Raw genomic sequence first — 18,342 nt, forward strand, 5'->3', positions numbered from 1 at the left:
TAACACGACAGCTTTTGTCGCCGTGTTTAGATAATTTCGCATCAGAACCAGACAAAATCATTATAATATAAATATAATCAAATAATGTATAGTATGATTTATATTAAATCGCATTAACGTGAGTTTCGCTTCTTAAAAAGTGTTAAATTTGCAAAGTTTCAAAAAAAACTAATTACTAACTCAAAAAACAACATTGAATGAGAAAGTTTTATCTCAGTGCACTTACTTTGTGCATGATTCCGGGAGTATCGGCCCAGGAAGTGGTATGGCAGAAAGACATCAGATCCTCTACCCAGGCTTTCCTGAGCCAGATCACCACAACCATCGATCAGCAATATTTAATTACAGGAAGTTCTATACAGTCAGGAAGCGGAAAGCTGGAGACTGGAAGTAAGCAGAACAACGGTTATGATTTTCATCTGGTCAAGCTGGACCAGCAGGGAGAAGAAATCTGGGAAAAATATTTCTCAGGACAAAATCATGATTATCTGTCAGCCACTGTTACAACACAGGATGGCGGATTTCTTCTTGCAGGAACCTCCTACTCAGGGAAAGGGCTGGATAAAAAAGAGGATTCCAAAGGAGGATCTGATATCTGGCTCATTAGAATCAATGAGTTTGGAGATGAATTATGGCAGAAGACCTTAGGCAGCTCTTCTGATGAAGAAGCCAGAGCGGTTATCCAGACTACCGATTTGGGATTCTTTGTAGCCGGAAATATACAGGGGTCATCAAAAGGCTACGGTTCCAAGGATGTCTTCATCACAAAACTGGACAAAGATGGAAAAGAGCTCTCACAGCTTATTTTGGGAGGAAAAGGTTTAGATGAGGTAGAGAAAATGATTCCAACAAAAGACGGCGGAGCTTTACTAGGAATGTATTCAAGAAGTTCAGCTGTACAAAGTCCTCAAAATACATCCGACACCCGACATCTGACAACGGTACAAAAACAAAGCGACAACTTTGGCGAAGGCGATTACTGGATCGTAAAGCTGGATAAAACAGGAAAAGTGGAATGGGAAAAGAACTTCGGAGGGAAAGGTGATGATCATTTGAGAACCCTTGCATTGACCTCAACCGGATTCATTATCGGTGGAGAATCCAGATCAGAAAGATCAGGAAATAAAACGGTAGGATTAGAAGAAGGAACGGACCTATGGTTAATTTCTTTAAATGACAGAGGCGATGAACAGTGGCAGAAATCTTACAATTTGGGTAACCGTGATATTCTGATGGGAATGAGTGTTCTTCACTCTGCAGATGACAAATTTTCCAAAGGAATCTTATTAGGTGGCTATACCCAGGCAGAAGGAAGAATAGAAAATGATGATGAAACCTTCTGGATGTTGTATCTGAATCAGGATGGAAATGAACAGTGGAGAAAGCACGTGAAAGGAGAATCCAGAAAAAGAGAGGAAAGACTTTCAGACATTAAACTAAACAGAGACGGTTCTATTATTCTGGCCGGAACTAGTGCTGAAGAACTCGGTAAAGAAAACTGGAAGATTGTAAAGCTGGGAGACAAACAGGTTGACCAGTTAATTGAAAAATACGATATCAAGATCTACCCGAATCCTGTCTCAGATTATGCTTACATAGAAATCGGTTTTGATTTTAAGGAATCGGATATTCTTTTGTATGATATGAGCGGAAGACAGCTGCAGAGTATTAAAACAAAGAATAAAGTGACAAAGATCAATACCCAGGCTTTGGTACAAGGAGCTTACCTGATCACGATAAAAACGGATACAGATAAAACGGCTAATGCTAAACTGATAAAGAAATAACACAGATAATGAAAAGATCATACTTATTACTGCCTTTACTGGCAGCACAACTTTTTCAATCCCAGACAACTCCTGCTCCTGGTTCGGTAAGCAGTCCTATGGATAATATAAAACAAATCTATCCGGCTGCTCCCACTGCAAATAATTTAATGAAATTTGAGGAAGTTCCTGTAAGCTATTATACAGGAATCCCGGATATTAAAGTTCCACTTGCAGGGATCCCAACCCATGATGCTGAAATTTCTATGAATGTTTCCTTAAATTATCATCCTTCAAATGCCAGGCCTGATGATAAGTCCGGGGAAGTCGGTTTGGGATGGAGTCTGTTTGCCGGGGGAAGTATTACCAGAACGGTAAGAGGTACTCCTGATGACCAGGCTGTATCGGCTTCTTACGGAGGACAGGCAACTATAGGCATTTTGTTTGATGAGTTTACTTCAAACTTTACAGATAAGAACTACAGCCGGAAATATCTGGATGCTCAGGAAACAGGAGTCGGCATAGATCCGGGTAATGTTCAGTTTAGAAAACTGTTTTATGAGGGTTTATTTTTAAACAGATTTGATACAGAATATGATCTGTATCAATATAATTTCATGGGATACACCGGGAGGTTTATTGTTAAAAAAGACTCCAACAATCAGTTGTATGCTGAGAAACTGGATAAAAATAATTTGAAAATTACCATTAGTGCCACCAATCCTTCAAACAGCCTTGAGGCCATAGCATTTCTGATCATTGATGAGCAGGGCAATAAATATTCTTTTGATGTTCCTGAAAAATCCGTACGAACAACGCTTTCCAATAAAACAGGCTTTTCCGGAAATATTAATACCAATGTATCTAATTTAGGAGATATTAATTCTGCTTTTCACTTAAGCAAAATACGCAGTTCATCGGATGCTGACCTTGTTACATTCAGCTATTACCCTTCCCAACAGGTATTTTATACGGAGTATTCCCAAATTGACAGAAGTAAAAAGTTTCCGGATGATGATATTGTCAGTGAACCTGTGAGAATACAGTTTGACGCAGAGATTCCTGCTATGCAGGAAATAAATACAGCGTCAACGAATACAGCTGTTCGCTCTTTAAAGGATATTGAAATCGTAGGCAAAGGGAAAATCAGCTTTATATATGTACAGGGCCGGGGAGATACCAATTATACCCATCCTGAGCAATTACAGAAGCTTGATAAAATAGAGATCATTGATTTGTCCGGAAAAACCATTGAAACCTATACATTTTCCTATGACTATTTCCGATTTAATGTATTAGGAAGAGCATCGGATGATGCAAGATTGTCATTATCTAAAATAACCAAATATAATTCAGATTCTGTCAAAGATTTTGATTATGTATTTGATTACTATAAAAACACCACCAATTCAATTTTAGGAAAGGACCATTGGGATTGGTTTAACTGTGTCAGGCCTACAGATCAGGATCCGCTTGCAAAAGAACCCTCTCCATCATGTGTGAACATCAATCTGTTAAAAAGCATCAGGCTTCCTTCAGGAGGGCTGAGGGTTTTTGATTTTGGAAGTAATACCTATTCCTATATAGGTTCTGATGCAGTAGATCCTTATGAAAATCCGGATAACTGGGAAAGTGAGGAAAAAGAAGTTGGCTATACTAAAACAGAAAAAAATATAAAGAAATATTTCTTTACCCTCACCTCACCAAAGACTGTAGAGATCCAGAATCTCAGCAGCCAGCTTGCAGCCTATGCATGGACTCTGTCTTTTTATAAAAAAACAGGGAACTCATATACCATGGCAGGCAGTATAGGTCCTGTTACAGATCCTGATCCAGATTACCCTCAATACCGTTCTCTGGGGTTTGAAGCCGGAGAATATTATGCACAGCTTTCATTTGTAGAGCAAAAGGTTGATTTTACGGGAACCGTTAATTTTACCGCTACTTATAAAAATAAGAAAAGTAACATCAGTCCTTATGTATTTGGGGGTGGGGTAAGGATCAACAGTATCAGCTATTATGACAGACCGGATCAATATTCAGGGAACCAGATTCCGGCAAAGAAGGTCAACTTCCTTTATAGCGACATAGCAGGATCGGGAAAGAGCAGTGGAGCACTGATATTTCCCAAGCCTGTTCATACTTACCAGTATCCTTATAATAATGCTTTTGTGTATCAGTTTGGAATAGGATTTAACAAGTATAACTATTCCAATACATTTACCATCTATTCTTCTGAAAACTTCCTTCCTGTACAGAAAACACAGGGAGCAGACGTAGGATACCAGAATGTAACGGTGTATGAAACGGATAAAGGCAGGAGTATATATACCTTTACATCACCCATTGACAAACCCAATCCTGACCAGGTATCGGCCTCGCCTCCATTTATACCTGTTGCTAATTATGATTATAAAAGAGGTTTGTTAATTGATGAGCAAAAGAAAGACAACAACGCTGTTCTTCAGTCAGAAAGAAGTACCCAGTATAATACCTATGATACAGGGAAGCTGACGGGAATCAGCCTAAGGTATGCAGGATCTCCCTATAGCGAATATATCTATGCCGGTCATTTTAAAACTTATGATACTTATATCTCAAGCTGCCTGAATACAGGCAGTTCAAATGCCTATTGCGGTACCAGCGACCCTGCCAATATGATCGCATTCAGTTCAAATATGGAAATTGTAGGGAAAGCTAATCAGATTCACGTAGAAAACAAAGATTTTTATGCCAATGGAACTGCTGTCAAAACACTTGAAGATATTACCTATAATATCAGAGATTATCCTATAAAACAGAAAACAACTTTTGCCGACAATACAACTTCGGAAACTACCTCCAGTTATGCTCATGAGAAAAATAATCAGAAGTTGATCAATGCTAATATAATAGGTATTCCACTGCAAACGATAACAAAAAAAGATAATGTAATTGTGTCAAATACGGAAACGAAGTATGACAATCCATTGAACTTACTTCCAAGTTCTGTTGTCTCCACTGATTTACAAAATATTGCTACTACAGAAGTAACTTACGATCAATATGACAGCAAAGGTAATTTACAGCAGTACACGACTAAGGACGGCCTTCCCACAGTCATCATCTGGGGCTACAATCAAACCCAACCTATTGCCAAAATAGAAGGAGCGAAATTAACAGATATCCAGCAGTCATTCATTGACTCTATTGTGACCGCATCCAATACAGATGCATCTGCTACAGTTAATAATGATGAGACTTCATTTTTATCAGCATTGAATACCTTCAGAAGTAATACCGCATTATCTGGTTATCAGATCACTACTTATACTTATGACCCTTTAGTAGGAGTAAGAAGCATCACCCCGCCATCAGGAATCAGGGAAAGCTATATTTATGATTCAGCTAACCGACTTGAAAAAGTGATTGATGTGAATGGCAAAGTGCTGAAGGAGATGAAATACAACTATAAAAACTAAAAACCGATGAAAAAATTATTAATACCGGCAGGAGCCCTGCTTCTGTCCAACCTTGTATTTGGGCAGGCTTCTACCACAGAAAACTATGTTCAGACCAAAACCTATCTTGACTACAATGGAACTACACATACAAAAACCTCTGAAACAGTCCAGTATTTTGATGGATTGGGAAGGCCTAAGCAAATCGTTAATGTAAAAGCATCACCTCTGGGACGTGATGTAGTGACCCATATCGAGTATGACCAGTTTGGAAGGCAGGTGAAAGATTATCTTCCTGTTCCCCAGGGGAACACTTTAAATGGTGCCATTATTCCTAATCCTTTGAGCAATGCTGCGGGCACTCCCTATGGTCCGGAAAAGATCTATTCAGAAAAGATCCTTGAGAACTCTCCTCTGGACAGGATTCAGCAGCAGATCCAGGTGGGGAATGACTGGAGTAATAAACCTGTTAAGTTTGAATATGCAGCCAACATAGGAAATGATGCCTACAAGTTTGTTCCTACAACAATATGGGAAAACGGAGCTACAAAAACGACGTTAACGGTATCTGCATATAGCAGTGCCAATCAGCTTTACAGGAATATGGTCACAGATGAAGACGGGAACAGGACCTATGAATATAAAAACGGACAGGGACAGACTATTTTGGTAAGGAAAATGATTTCAGATACAGAATATGCAGACACCTATTATGTATATAATGAATATAACCAGCTGGCTTTTGTTCTTCCTCCCAAGGCTGCTAATCAGAGCCTGACAGATGATCTGCTTAATGCCCTTTGCTACCAGTACCGTTATGACGCAAGAGGACGTCTGGTTGAAAAGAAACTTCCCGGTAAAGCCTGGGAATACATGGTATATGACAGGCAGGACAGGCTGATCATGACCCAGGATGCTGTCATAGGAGCTTTAAAACAGTGGCTGTTTACCAAGTATGACCAGTTCGGAAGAGCAGCTTATACGGGAATATATACCAGCTCCCAGGTATACAGTGCCGCAGGAAGAGCAGCTGAGCAGGTGTTGGCAGATGCTAAAGGCAGCAACAATGTAGCCAGATCTGCTACGGTGGGATTCACAAACAGTGGACTGGGAGTGTATTATGACAGTGGTTCTACCAGCTATCCGGGTTCTGTTACTAAATTACTGACTGTCAATTATTATGACACCTATCCTACAGGCTCCTCTGCGGTCACCAATGTATTTGCCCAGCCCCTTCTTACGGATAACCCCGCTAATGCCCAAACCACCAAGGGAATGCTTACCGCTTCCTATATCAAAAATATAGAAGATGACAGATGGACAAAGAACTTTATCTGGTATGATACCAAAGGAAGAAACATTGGCTCAAGAAGTAACAATTATCTGGGAGGCTACACCGTGATCAACAATAAGCTTGATTTTGCCGGGGTTGTCCTTCAAACAAATACCTACCACAGAAGATTGGGTTCAGATCCTGAAAAGGTCATTGTGGAAAAGTTCACTTATGATTCCCAGAACAGGCTGCTGACCCATACCCACCAGGTTGGTAATAATCCTGTTGAATACCTTGCTCAAAATAAATACAATGAAATTTCCCAGCTGGAATCTAAAAAAGTAGGAGGAACAGCTGCTGCATCCCCATTACAGGCTGTAGATTATAAATACAATATCCGCGGCTGGATGACCAGGATCAATGATCCTGCCAACCTGAACGGGAAATTATTTGGATATGAAATGAAGTATAACAATCCTGTGTATACCAATACTTCATCAGGAAGTTTTAATGGAAATATCACAGAGATTGATTGGAATATTTCCAGTGCAGAGGGTTTGAAAAGATACAATTATCAGTATGACCCTTTAAACAGGATGTTAAAAGGAGTGTATTCCGAGCCCAATTCTTCTGTAGCCCAGAATAATTACTTTAATGAAGAGCTTACTTATGACCTCAATGGAAACATTAAAACCTTAAAAAGATTTTCATGGCCTGTTTCCGGGGAACGACTGCAGAGAAGATCGATGATCTGGTCTATAACTATCAGAATGGGGACAAAAGTAATACCCTGGACAGAATCACCCTTCCTCCTGGTGTTATTAACAACAGTTCAGGATATAATGCTTTGCAGGGAACCATGGGCTATAACCTTAATGGGAATATAACGGATCATCCTGATAAGAAAATGAATATCAGTTATAATTATCTGAATCTGCCTAGTTATATTTCAGTTAACGAAGGGTTGATAGGTATTTCCAACACCAGCTACACCTACAGGGCAGATGGCACGAAAGTATCTAAAACATATAGTATGAACGGATCCATAGAAACCAATTATCTAGACGGTTTCCAGTATGATAACAGGCATGCCTATGATACGTCAGCATCTCTTTACACCGTTCCGGTATTGAAATTTGTACCCACCTCAGAAGGGTATTATGATTTTACTGAAAATAAGTATATTTACAATTACACGGATCATTTAGGAAATATAAGAGTGAGCTATAAGAATAATGGTACTGCACTGGAGGTTATTGATGCCAACAGCTATTATCCTTTTGGGTTAAAACACCAGAACGGACCTGTTGTACCGGCTCCTTTTGCAGGTGTGCCTTATAATTACAAGTACAATGGGAAGGAATTACAGGAGACGGGAATGTATGATTATGGAGCAAGATTTTATATGCCGGATATTGGACGATGGGGCGTTGTAGATCCGCTGGCGGAGAAGTACCAACCGATGTCTCCTTATAATTATGTAGGAAATAATCCAGCAATATTTGTAGATTTTAATGGAAAAGATTTTGGTGTAAGAATCGACCATGCTACTAAAACTATAATAATAGAGGCAAATTATTATTACCAAAACCAGACAGCAATGGATAATAATCAAGCAGCTCGTACCTCTTGGAATAATCTTACAGGGACTTATACAACAGCAGACGGAATAGAATATGCTGTTTCTTTTAATTTGCAGGGTAGCCTAACTACAGGAGACCAAACAGTTCAAGCAGCAGCAGGAGCAGATCCTATAGGTAATTCAGTTCAAGAATTATCTGATACAGGTTATAACAATTGGGTTACTGCCAAAGCGGGTGAAACTAGAGCTAGTGATCATCGGGATAATGGTGGAGGCGGTATGACTGTTAATAAAAAAAATATAGCAAATAAAGCTTCTGTAGCAAACACAGAAACCAGAGCACACGAAAAGGGACATACCTTGGGACTTGGAGAAAACGAAGGTGGAGTTATGGATTATGCCGAGAGTCTTTCCAGTATGTCACTTCCGAATGGAACAAATCTTCAAAGTGTATTGACTGGAGCAATGAATAAAGCCACAACTCCAAGCACTTTAAATACGGAAGGAAGTAAAGCTACAAATACTACAAATACACCTAATGTTATCATAAATGTAAGTGGAACTTACACTGGACCAGGTAATTTTACAGACCGTAGAGTTGAAACAACAACAGCGACAGGCAGATAATTATGAGAAAAATAATTAATTTACTATGTGTAATAATACCTTTTTTCTATTCTTCGCAAGAAATAGAAATTATAGACATTAAATACTCTCCTTCTTTAAAATATATCTCATTTTATCATATAGATTCTAAAAAATATGATGAGTACACAACAGGGAAGAATCTTTCTCTTATTACTAATTCTTGCATGAATTTTAGTAGAGTTAAAAAGCAAAAGAGAGGAAAAGTTTTCAAAGTTTTAAAAAAAGATACGATTGTAAATAATGATATTGATATTCCTTTGAAATCTATTATTGACTCTAAAAATCATATTAAAATACCAGTAGAGATTACTCATTATATGGATAGCTTAAAAATTGAAAAAAAACCATTTAAGAAGGGAGAAGAATATGATATATTAAAGGTTACAGAAAAGAATGTAATATTTATAGTTGTAAAAATGACAAAAGAATATTTTAATAAAAATGGGCATAATTTAATTTTGTCAGGAAATCCTAATGACAAAATTATTGTGTATCGTCCATTGACAGGAGCTGATGATTTTTTAATAGAAAAGTTGAGTGAGACTTTAAGATCTAACAAATAACCCGATGTCGCGGATTTGTAATCCCCCGCGCTGCGCAAAGTCTTCCGACTTTGCGCGGATAATAATAAAACCCACCGCATTGCGGTGGGTTTTATGTTTTTATAAAGCAGCAGCATTTTTTTAGCAAAAAAATCCCCCTACAGCACGATTGCATCGTGTGGCAGACCCCTTGCTGTCGCACGAATCATTCGTGTGGAACTTATACTATCAAATCAATATCTATCGTGTGTGATGTCGATATAGTAATTCAGAATAATAAAGAGCATCTGTTAAAATATAAGATCATAAAAAACAAAAATTTTTAGGAATTCAACCTGATGGTTTGATCTATAGTTTTAAATTAAACCACACGAAAAGATTCGTGTGTGAGACAAAATAAAAATAATTATGAATAATAGAATTGTAAAATCAATTATATACTTATTGAAATTTTGTGGAATTATCATATTGATCGATATTACATATAATATTGCAGTGTTTCATCAATTAAAATCAGCTAACATAATATTTGATGTTATTTTTGGTTTTTTGTTTTGGATATTATTCATTTTTTCTGGTAAACTTCCTAAATAATATTTTGAAATCCTTGATAACACCATAATCTTCCTTGTACATATGCATATAAATAAAAACCACTGCTAGTTTAAACTGCAGTGGTTTATTTTGGATTGAGAAAGTCATTTCCACGGTCAAGCAGCATAGCCTGATAAAGCAAGTTTCACAACTTTGTACAGCAGTAGAATATTGAAACTGGAATATTTTCTCTCCCAGACAAATGATGCGCTGTCAGGAATGAAAAAAAGCTACTGCTCTTAGAGAATTTTAGTTCAATAGAAAAAATAAATACCTTCGTTAACCTCAGATTTTCTCATGTAAAGATCTGTATATTTATCTGTAAAAATATCCTGTATCCATGACAAAAATTCCTATTCTGGATTACCTTACCAAAGTAGTCAACAGTGAAAATGTAGATGAATTTACAACCTATCAGATCTATCCTACCGCGATTTCAAAAACACTTGGATTTCAAATAACTGATGTTGCCTCCGGAGAAGCCAAAGTCTCCATCAATGCAGATCATGAAATACATGGAAATCAACAGGGAACCATCCATGGCGGATTACTATGTGAACTGGCAGATGCAGCCATCGGAACAGCTCACTCTACTCTGATGAATGAAGGTGAAAGCTTTACCAGTATTGAACTTAAGATCAATTTTTTCCGTCCAACCTGGAAAGATAAACTTACGGCTTATGCAAAGCCCATACAATCAGGTAAAACCATCACTGTCTATCATTGCGAAATATCCAATACCGAAGGAAAACTGGTGGCAGCAGTAACCAGCACTGTTATGACCTTAAGAGGTGATAAGGCAAAAGGAAGATAATCTGGTATTTAGTAATAAATCCCCCTTTACAATTGTTATACTAATATGAAAACAGTTGCACTCCTACTCTTTTTTTTCGTTTCTCTGACCGTTGTTTCAGCTCAGAATCACCCGTCAGAAGGTTACTTTGAAACCTCAGATCATGTAAAGATCAAATATAAAGTCTCCGGAAAAGGAGAAACCTGTATTTATATTCCAGGCGGTCCGGGGCAGGGATATCCATCTTTTGAACTGATGGGAGGCAATACCCTTGAAAAAAACATGCAGATGGTTTACATGGATCAGCGGGGTTCCGGGGAATCCAGCACATCGGAAAATTATCATCTTGATAAAATGGTTCAGGATATTGAAGAACTGAGACAGCATCTGAAATTGAACAAGGTATTCTTACTGGCTCATTCCTTTGGCGGAATCATAGCAGTCAATTATGCAAAAAAATATCCTCAGTATACCAAAGGAATCATTCTGGCCAACGTTACGCTTCATTTTCTGAATGAAGAATCCGTCAAAGAACAGATTGAATATGGAAACAGTCTTCTACAGGCAAAAAACAGACTTATTTCTAAAGACAGCCTTTCTTTAGAGCTTTCTAAAATCAGCAGTGCATTAAGGAAAAAAAGAATCGGGTATAAATTTCTTACTGAAGATATCGAAACCATAAAGCAGATGGATAAAATAGATTCTCTCCATCCCCGCATCATCGACTTCGGAATGGCAGTGATCTCAAAACCCAAAGATTTCCCTGAATATTATGCCGATTATGCACCCATCACCAGGGACATTCGTGTTCCGGTACTTATCATTACCGGAAAAAATGATAAAGCAGTCGGAACTCAGCATTATAAAACCTTCCAGTTTCCCAATCAAAAAGTAGTTTCTATTGATGGCGGACATCTTTTGTACTACGAGAAAAATAAAGAATTTGCGAAGTCTGTTACTCATTTCGTAAAAACAACGAAGTAATAGCAGCTTTTATTTTTATAATCAATTTTATGGCGCGGCCTCCGGCCGCGCCATAAAATTCTCCCATAAAAACATTCATAAAAAAACCCGGCTGTTTCAAATTTGAAACAGCCGGGTTTTATCTGTTAATTTCTGCTTAAAAGGCAGGTAAATCATTAAAATTTCAAATCTCCATTCACTTCTCTTACCGCATTAGCAGCTTCAGCGAATTTCAATTGCTCTTCAGCAGTCAATGTTACATTTACGATTGATTCTACTCCGTTAGCTCCGATGATAGCCGGAACACCTAAGCAGATATCGTTTTGTCCGTATTCTCCTTCAAGCATTAAAGAACAAGGGATCATTTTCTTCTGGTCACATGCAATGGCCTGAACCATTACAGAAACAGCTGCTCCTGGAGCATACCACGCAGAAGTTCCTAATAATTTGGTAAGAGTAGCTCCTCCTACTTTCGTTTCTTCGATTACATATTTTTGTTGTTCATCACTCAGAAACTCAGTTACAGGAACACCGTTTCTTGTAGCTTTGCTTAATAATGGAAGCATACCTGTATCACTGTGAGCAGCGATTACCATTCCGTCAACATCAGAAATCGGAGCTTCTAATGCTTCGGCCAATCTGTATTTGAATCTTGCAGAGTCTAATGCACCACCCATTCCGATGATTTTGTGCTTAGGAAGACCTGAAGTTTTGTGAACAAGGTAAGCCATAGTATCCATTGGGTTAGAAACTACGATAATGATTACTTCCGGAGAGTGTTTTACTAAGTTTTCAGTAACGTCTTTCACGATACCAGCGTTGATACCGATCAGTTCTTCTCTTGTCATTCCAGGTTTTCTTGGAATCCCTGAAGTGATTACTGCTACATGAGAACCTGCAGTTTTGCTGTAGTCTCCTGTTGTACCCGTAATTTTTGTATCAAATCCGTTAAGAGATGCTGTCTGCATCAAATCCATTGCTTTTCCTTCAGCAAACCCTTCTTTAATGTCTACCAAAACTACTTCTGAACAGAAGTTCTTCATTGCGATGTATTCTGCACAGCTTGCTCCTACAGCGCCTGCACCTACTACAGTTACTTTCATATTGTTACTTTTTAAATTATTTTTTTGTTAGTTAAGTTTTAAATTTGAAACTCCCCAAATTTAACAATTCCTGAAAAAATGCGCAATTTTTCAGAAATTTAATTAGAATTAAATGAATTAATTAACGTTCAGTAAAAACGTATAGAGTTTTCTCGCTCCTGAAAGCACTTTGCTGTAGTTTTCTTCAGCCACTTCCGTATCCAGGACTTCTTTAAAGTTTTTCCACATAGGCCCTGTATTTTCCTGATAACATCCGAAAAAGTTGAAAGTAACCTCATCGAAACCGTCTGTTTTAGAAAGCTGTTTTGCAATAACATTCCCTCCCAGCGTAGAACCTTCAATCACATACATAGCGCCAAGGGCTTCATGCTCATTATCAAATTCAAGATGATGGGAAGCTTCCTGATTTTTCAGAGAAAGGCTTTTAAGGTCTTTTTCAATGAGGGAAAGCTTTTTTCTTGCATCGAGCTGAAGTTTTGCGGCATACTTATCCGAAAGACTGCTGAATATTTTATCTTCGCTGTGGAGAAGCATCAGGTAATTGGTATGGATGATTTTTTTATAATCCTCTAAAGTGAAAGTCTTATTGAAAATCTTTTCAGAATTAAAAAGTTTTTCTGCTGCATCGTGATAGTCTGCCGTATTCTGTTTAAGATATTCTGATACCATAATAACATTTTAAAAGTTTCTCAAATGTAAGGCTTTTTAAAAGTTAAAATAAAGGAAGTTCCTTCATTATTGCTTTCATAATCAACATTACCCCCTATTCTTTTCATAATACGGTGTACAATAGACAATCCTACTCCATTTCCTTTGAATTTTTTGGCATTATCCATTCGGTTAAAGATTTTAAACATCTTATGCTTTTCCTCCTGAGGGATCCCGATACCATTGTCAGAAATTCGGTAAATAATGGTCTGTCCGTCTTCTGTCCCTTCAATTTCTACTTTTGGCAGCTCTTTATGAGAAGAATATTTCACAGCATTATTAATGATATTCAGAAATACCTGGTGAAGCAATGTTTTATCAGCCAGCACATCGGGACATTCTTTAATGATAATCTCACTGTTTGGACTCCCGTAGGTCATTTTAGCATTTTCAGATATTTTCTCAATCGTCTGAGCTGTTTTCAGGCTTTCAAGCTGGATTTCGCTGTGCTTGGCACGGCTGAGCTGCAGCACATCATGCATCATTTCAGCCATGTTATCGATTTCCTGGATAATTGTATTGATTTTGGTTTTATTTTTTTCAGAATGATCAGCAAGATTTCCCAAAAGCATCTGTGCATTCAGCTTCATTACGGTAAGCGGTGTTCCAAGATCGTGTGATATGGTGTACGAAAAGCTGTCAAGCTCTTCATTTACTTTTTTAAGCTCATCATTAAGCCTTTTTATTGCATTATAATTTTTGTGGGAGGTTTCTAAAATAAGATCCCTTACAGCCTGCACTGCACTTATATTTCGGGAATTCCATCTTTTAGAATGTCCTTTTATATTTTCGGTAAAAATACGGAAGGAAGTTCTTGGTGATACCATTTGCTTTTCCTCTCCGTTCTGAGAAAATACCTCTATTTTTTTCTCAGGATTTCCGGCCCAGTTGATGTGCTCATCAAACTCTTTCCTGAACCAGACCAGCATTTCATTTTTATCTCTTTCAATAAAATAAACAATGATTCCGGCAGCATTTTCAGACAACCCAAGCGCTTCACCATGATCTTTAAGAAAACTCCTGCTTACATAGATCCCCTCTGCAGTATTACCAAGAGCCCATTGTGCGATTCTGTTAATAGTTTCCAGATCAGGCGTACTGCCATCCGTTATAATATTTTCTTCAGAAACAATAGCTAACCCGTCTGCTTCAGGTAAGTTTCTGATCTCTTCTTTACATTCAATAAGAGAATCAAACAAAATATTATGTTTTAAAAATTCCGTTTTCAGCTGAGACATTCTTTCGTTCAATTCCAGACGGTAATTCAATTCGCTTTTTGATTTAAAAGAGGAATAAGCATTGGCAGCCAAAGCCGTAAAAATCCCGGCCTGTACCCTGTCTTCAAGATCAATATGTTTGGGTTCAACATTCTGGCATGTTACCAATCCCCAGAGGTGATCATCAATAATAATTGAGATACTGAAACTGGAAGCTGCACCAGAATTTTTAAGATATTGTCCGTGAACAGGTGACATTCCTCTGGATGCTGAAAAAGTAAGATCAATAGGGTCAGGACTCTTGCTTAGAACAGGAACTGCATCAGCATATACATTACTGAAAATCCTTTTCCTTTTCTTCAGGTAGAGATCTCTCGCCTGCTTCGGAATATCAGATTCCGGATAATGAAGTCCCAGGAAACTTTCCATATCCTCATTCTTCTTTTCGGCAATTACCTTCCCGGAACCGTCCATCATGAATTTATAGACCATCATCCGGTCATAATTGACCACTTTTGAAAGGGTTTCCAGAAGATGATTCCACAGCTCTTTTTCATTATCGATGATGTAAAAGTTATCATACTTATTGGAAATCCGTTTATTTGGATTTATGATAACTTCTTCAAACTCCAGGAAAATATAAAGCTCACTTCTGAAAACAGAAAAATGATACTCTCTGTCATTGATAAAAATTTTATCAAAATACGTTTCATTTTTACGTCTTGTAAATTTGTCCAGTGAAGTATAGATTTCTGAGTCTATAATGCCTTGAAAACTTTCCGGAAAGTCAGTGAGCTTTCTTCCGAACAGCTGTTCCGGGCTCCCGATTTTAAATAGATCCGAAATATTCCTGCTAAAAAAAGTAATGGTACGAAACTCTGCGTCAATGCCAATCAAATAGCCAAAACTTTGTATAGAACCCGGAATATGGATAGGCTCTTCATGGCATTCTATAAAATTCATATGTCTTTTCAGTCTGTTAATCAAATATAACGATTTTTCTGAACAGCTTTCTATTTTGTGGTACCTAATTTTAAAATACAGTATAACAATGTTTTACAATGTAAAACATTGAAAAAACAGAAGAAAATAAGCATTAAAACATTCTTTATTTTACCCTCTGTTTTATATCATATCTTTAAAATATACAAAAAAAATTGTAACCATCCAATTATCATTCTTTAACCATGATTCATAACATAAATTACATAATATTAACCTAAATGATTACTTTATTTAAACAAATTTTGCTAAATTTATATCACCAAATAATGAATATGATTAAAATACATTGAATTATTCACAATAAATTCAATATAAAATTTAAATTCAAATAATACTATTATGAAAAAGTTCCCATTAATTTTATTTTCTCTGACCCTTTCTATAGGATTATGGAATCCTTCTGAAGCATGTACAAGAGTAGTGTACAAAGGTCCGCAGAATACCGTTATTACAGCCCGTTCTATGGACTGGCGTGACGAAATCCCTGTCAATCTCTGGGTTCTCCCAAAAGGAATAGAACGAAATGGACTGGTAGGCTCTAAATCTGTGAAATGGACCGCCAAATACGGAAGTCTTGTAAGCTCTTCATGGGATATTGCTTCAGCTGACGGCATGAACGAAAAAGGACTGGTTGCCAACCTGCTTTGGCTGGGAGAATCTCAATATCCTAAATTTGATGGAAAAGGCAGTAAAAAAGGCATTGCCATTTCATTATGGGCCCAGTATTATCTTGATAATTTTGCCACCGTAAAAGAAGCTGTAGAGTTTTCCAGAAAGGAACCTTTCGTTATTGTAAGTGATTATATTCCGGGAACAGAAAGGTTTACAACCGTCCATCTTTCTATTTCCGATGCCTCAGGGGATAATGCAGTATTTGAATATATTGACGGAAAGCTGGTGATTCACCATGATCCATCTTATACTGTAATGACCAATTCTCCTATTTTTGAAGAACAGCTGGCACTCAACAATTACTGGAAAGGGATTCCGGGAACGGTTATGCTTCCGGGGACCAACCGTGCAGCCGACCGTTTCGTAAGAGCTTCTTACTACATCAATGCAATTCCGCAGACAGCTGATACCCGTACAGCGGTAGCCAGCGTTTTCAGTGTGATCAGAAACTGTTCAGTGCCTTACGGAATTACTTCCGCGACTGAACCTAATATTTCATCAACAAGATGGCGTTCTGTTTCGGATCAGAAAAACCTGGTATATTATTTTGAAACCGTTTTCACCCCAAATACTTTCTGGGTAGACCTTAAGGATTTTGACCTGAGCCCTAAAGGAAAAGTGATGAAACTGGATCTGAGTAACAACCGCACCTATAACGGTAAATCCAATACAGAATTTAAAGAATCTGCACCGTTTGCATTCTTAGGATTAAAGTAATATTTTATCACAAAAACGCTTAACATCCCATCAATCTGCTCTATACAGATGACAGGTGCTAAGCAAAAATCCGATCATAAAGATCTGTCGGCAGTTATAAAAGCTCGTGATAGAATAAAGTTCTCAATAAAAAACAAAAATAGATATGGCCTTTTTTTCAATTAAAAAGAAAAGCCTGATCCTGTGCATGCTGGCCTGCGGGTTATCTGCCTACGCACAGAATCAGGATTCTCTGAAGACCACGCCTCCTCCACAGGAAGAAGATAATATAAAATATCCACAGCTGCAGATCAAGGGCCTTTTCCAGGCACGTTATCTTGTAGGAATGAGCAAAGATGTTGACGTCAACGGACTTCATCATACCGATGGATCCGGAACAGATAATAATTTCATGCTCAAATATATGAGGGTTCAGGTACGCGCGCAGATCAGTAAACGTACAGAAGTGGTTGTATTGGCCAATCTTGCTGACTTTAAAAATGATCCAAAGAGCAGAGTCCTGGAAAATGCTTACCTGAAATATACTTTCAATCCTAAATTAGCGATTACCGTAGGACAGTTCAGACCCTGGTTCGGCATTGAAGAAACTTATCCTATTGATATTATTAAGTCTTTAGACTGGTCTAATCAATACACAGAATTCGGAAAACTGGGCTGGACAAGCTTCCAGATCGGAATGTCTGCCACGGGACAGCTTCAGCTGGGAGAAATCCCCTTCCAATATGCGGTTTCAGTGGTTAACGGAAACGGGAAAAATCAGATCAATGACAATGACAACGGAAAACAGTATTCCACCCGTCTTGTTTTCGGATTATCTAAAAAATATAATTTCAATGTAGGTTTAAATGGTGGTATCGGGGAAGTTTTCAGCAAAAAAGTATATGCGCTGGGAGTAGACCTGAGCTCACTGATCCATTTTGACCCGAAATGGAGCCTTGATATGCAGCTGGAAGGCAAGCAGGCCACCAATCATGTTCTGTATAATTCCATAGCCCCAGAGCTGCGGCCTGAGAATCCGGATCAGTACCTGATCCGCGGCGTTTATTTCCTGCCAAATCTGAGGTATGAGATCAACCATAAAAATCTCAGTGCTTTCGAATTATCCTGCCGATACGAATATCTTGATACTAATTTCAGAATGGCTTCCAACCCAAGACAGACAATCACCCCGATGTTCGGATTGGAATTTTTGAAAAATTATGGCGCAAGAATTCAGCTGGGAGTACAGTTTGACCGCTACAAACATCAGATAGAAAACACATCACAATACAACAATAATCTATTCATTGTACAGGTACAGAGTAGATTTTAAAGATTAA

At 37.9% G+C, this 18,342-nt stretch carries 12 protein-coding genes; 9 read left to right on the forward strand and 3 right to left on the reverse strand.

The window, feature by feature from the left end; genetic code table 11:
• The first annotated feature begins 197 nt into the window (after nt 1-197).
• From AC3FI7_RS10680 to AC3FI7_RS10710, 7 genes are all read left to right on the forward strand, one after another.
• Nucleotides 198-1,787: a T9SS type A sorting domain-containing protein gene (locus AC3FI7_RS10680; RefSeq protein WP_491462009.1), complete on the forward strand. Its 1,590-nt coding sequence runs from the start codon at nt 198-200 to the stop codon at nt 1,785-1,787.
• Nucleotides 1,788-1,795: 8 nt separating this feature from the next.
• Nucleotides 1,796-5,227, forward strand: coding sequence for an RHS repeat domain-containing protein (locus tag AC3FI7_RS10685; protein WP_491462010.1), 3,432 nt, complete (start codon nt 1,796-1,798; stop codon nt 5,225-5,227).
• A gap of 6 nt (nt 5,228-5,233) precedes the next feature.
• Nucleotides 5,234-7,366 (forward strand): DUF6443 domain-containing protein, encoded by a 2,133-nt coding sequence (locus AC3FI7_RS10690; RefSeq protein ID WP_491462011.1) that lies wholly within the window; start codon nt 5,234-5,236, stop codon nt 7,364-7,366.
• A 146-nt stretch (nt 7,367-7,512) separates the two neighbouring features.
• Nucleotides 7,513-8,688 carry an RHS repeat-associated core domain-containing protein gene (locus tag AC3FI7_RS10695; protein WP_491462091.1) on the forward strand — a complete coding sequence of 392 codons (1,176 nt, stop codon included), beginning with the start codon at nt 7,513-7,515 and terminating at the stop codon, nt 8,686-8,688.
• A 2-nt stretch (nt 8,689-8,690) separates the two neighbouring features.
• A complete protein-coding gene (locus tag AC3FI7_RS10700) occupies nt 8,691-9,272 on the forward strand; it encodes a hypothetical protein (protein WP_491462012.1) in 582 nt (193 codons plus the stop codon).
• A gap of 913 nt (nt 9,273-10,185) precedes the next feature.
• Entirely contained in the window at nt 10,186-10,659 is a 474-nt protein-coding gene (locus tag AC3FI7_RS10705) for a PaaI family thioesterase (RefSeq protein WP_142724777.1), read from the forward strand.
• A 45-nt stretch (nt 10,660-10,704) separates the two neighbouring features.
• Nucleotides 10,705-11,622 carry an alpha/beta fold hydrolase gene (locus AC3FI7_RS10710; RefSeq protein ID WP_491462013.1) on the forward strand — a complete coding sequence of 306 codons (918 nt, stop codon included), beginning with the start codon at nt 10,705-10,707 and terminating at the stop codon, nt 11,620-11,622.
• A 155-nt stretch (nt 11,623-11,777) separates the two neighbouring features.
• Here AC3FI7_RS10710 and AC3FI7_RS10715 read toward each other — a convergent pair whose 3' ends face one another.
• The 3 genes from AC3FI7_RS10715 to AC3FI7_RS10725 form a co-directional block, all read right to left on the reverse strand.
• Nucleotides 11,778-12,704, reverse strand: coding sequence for a malate dehydrogenase (locus AC3FI7_RS10715; RefSeq protein ID WP_002977420.1), 927 nt, complete (start codon nt 12,702-12,704; stop codon nt 11,778-11,780).
• A 117-nt stretch (nt 12,705-12,821) separates the two neighbouring features.
• Nucleotides 12,822-13,373, reverse strand: a complete 552-nt coding sequence (locus AC3FI7_RS10720; RefSeq protein ID WP_142724779.1) for a biliverdin-producing heme oxygenase — start codon at nt 13,371-13,373, stop codon at nt 12,822-12,824.
• A gap of 20 nt (nt 13,374-13,393) precedes the next feature.
• The gene (locus tag AC3FI7_RS10725) at nt 13,394-15,592 is read right to left on the reverse strand and encodes an ATP-binding protein (protein ID WP_232720973.1); all 2,199 of its coding nucleotides are present in this window, start codon (nt 15,590-15,592) and stop codon (nt 13,394-13,396) included.
• Between the two features lie 381 nt (nt 15,593-15,973).
• Between AC3FI7_RS10725 and AC3FI7_RS10730 the strand changes: the two genes are divergently transcribed.
• Nucleotides 15,974-17,023, forward strand: coding sequence for a linear amide C-N hydrolase (locus tag AC3FI7_RS10730; RefSeq protein ID WP_491462014.1), 1,050 nt, complete (start codon nt 15,974-15,976; stop codon nt 17,021-17,023).
• A 145-nt stretch (nt 17,024-17,168) separates the two neighbouring features.
• Nucleotides 17,169-18,335 carry a porin gene (locus AC3FI7_RS10735; protein WP_142724782.1) on the forward strand — a complete coding sequence of 389 codons (1,167 nt, stop codon included), beginning with the start codon at nt 17,169-17,171 and terminating at the stop codon, nt 18,333-18,335.
• The last annotated feature ends 7 nt before the right edge of the window (nt 18,336-18,342 follow it).

The organism is Chryseobacterium sp. TQ-BC-N36 (assembly GCF_058382295.1).

What these genes read in the sequence shown, in the direction of transcription:
- AC3FI7_RS10695 (WP_491462091.1), top strand. Translation starts at nt 7,513, where the DNA reads ATGAACGGATCCATAGAAACCAATTATCTAGACGGTTTCCAGTATGAT.
- AC3FI7_RS10735 (WP_142724782.1), top strand. Translation starts at nt 17,169, where the DNA reads ATGGCCTTTTTTTCAATTAAAAAGAAAAGCCTGATCCTGTGCATGCTG.
- AC3FI7_RS10720 (WP_142724779.1), bottom strand. Translation starts at nt 13,373, where the DNA reads ATGGTATCAGAATATCTTAAACAGAATACGGCAGACTATCACGATGCA.
- AC3FI7_RS10710 (WP_491462013.1), top strand. Translation starts at nt 10,705, where the DNA reads ATGAAAACAGTTGCACTCCTACTCTTTTTTTTCGTTTCTCTGACCGTT.
- AC3FI7_RS10730 (WP_491462014.1), top strand. Translation starts at nt 15,974, where the DNA reads ATGAAAAAGTTCCCATTAATTTTATTTTCTCTGACCCTTTCTATAGGA.
- AC3FI7_RS10690 (WP_491462011.1), top strand. Translation starts at nt 5,234, where the DNA reads ATGAAAAAATTATTAATACCGGCAGGAGCCCTGCTTCTGTCCAACCTT.
- AC3FI7_RS10685 (WP_491462010.1), top strand. Translation starts at nt 1,796, where the DNA reads ATGAAAAGATCATACTTATTACTGCCTTTACTGGCAGCACAACTTTTT.
- AC3FI7_RS10725 (WP_232720973.1), bottom strand. Translation starts at nt 15,592, where the DNA reads ATGAATTTTATAGAATGCCATGAAGAGCCTATCCATATTCCGGGTTCT.
- AC3FI7_RS10705 (WP_142724777.1), top strand. Translation starts at nt 10,186, where the DNA reads ATGACAAAAATTCCTATTCTGGATTACCTTACCAAAGTAGTCAACAGT.
- AC3FI7_RS10680 (WP_491462009.1), top strand. Translation starts at nt 198, where the DNA reads ATGAGAAAGTTTTATCTCAGTGCACTTACTTTGTGCATGATTCCGGGA.
- AC3FI7_RS10715 (WP_002977420.1), bottom strand. Translation starts at nt 12,704, where the DNA reads ATGAAAGTAACTGTAGTAGGTGCAGGCGCTGTAGGAGCAAGCTGTGCA.
- AC3FI7_RS10700 (WP_491462012.1), top strand. Translation starts at nt 8,691, where the DNA reads ATGAGAAAAATAATTAATTTACTATGTGTAATAATACCTTTTTTCTAT.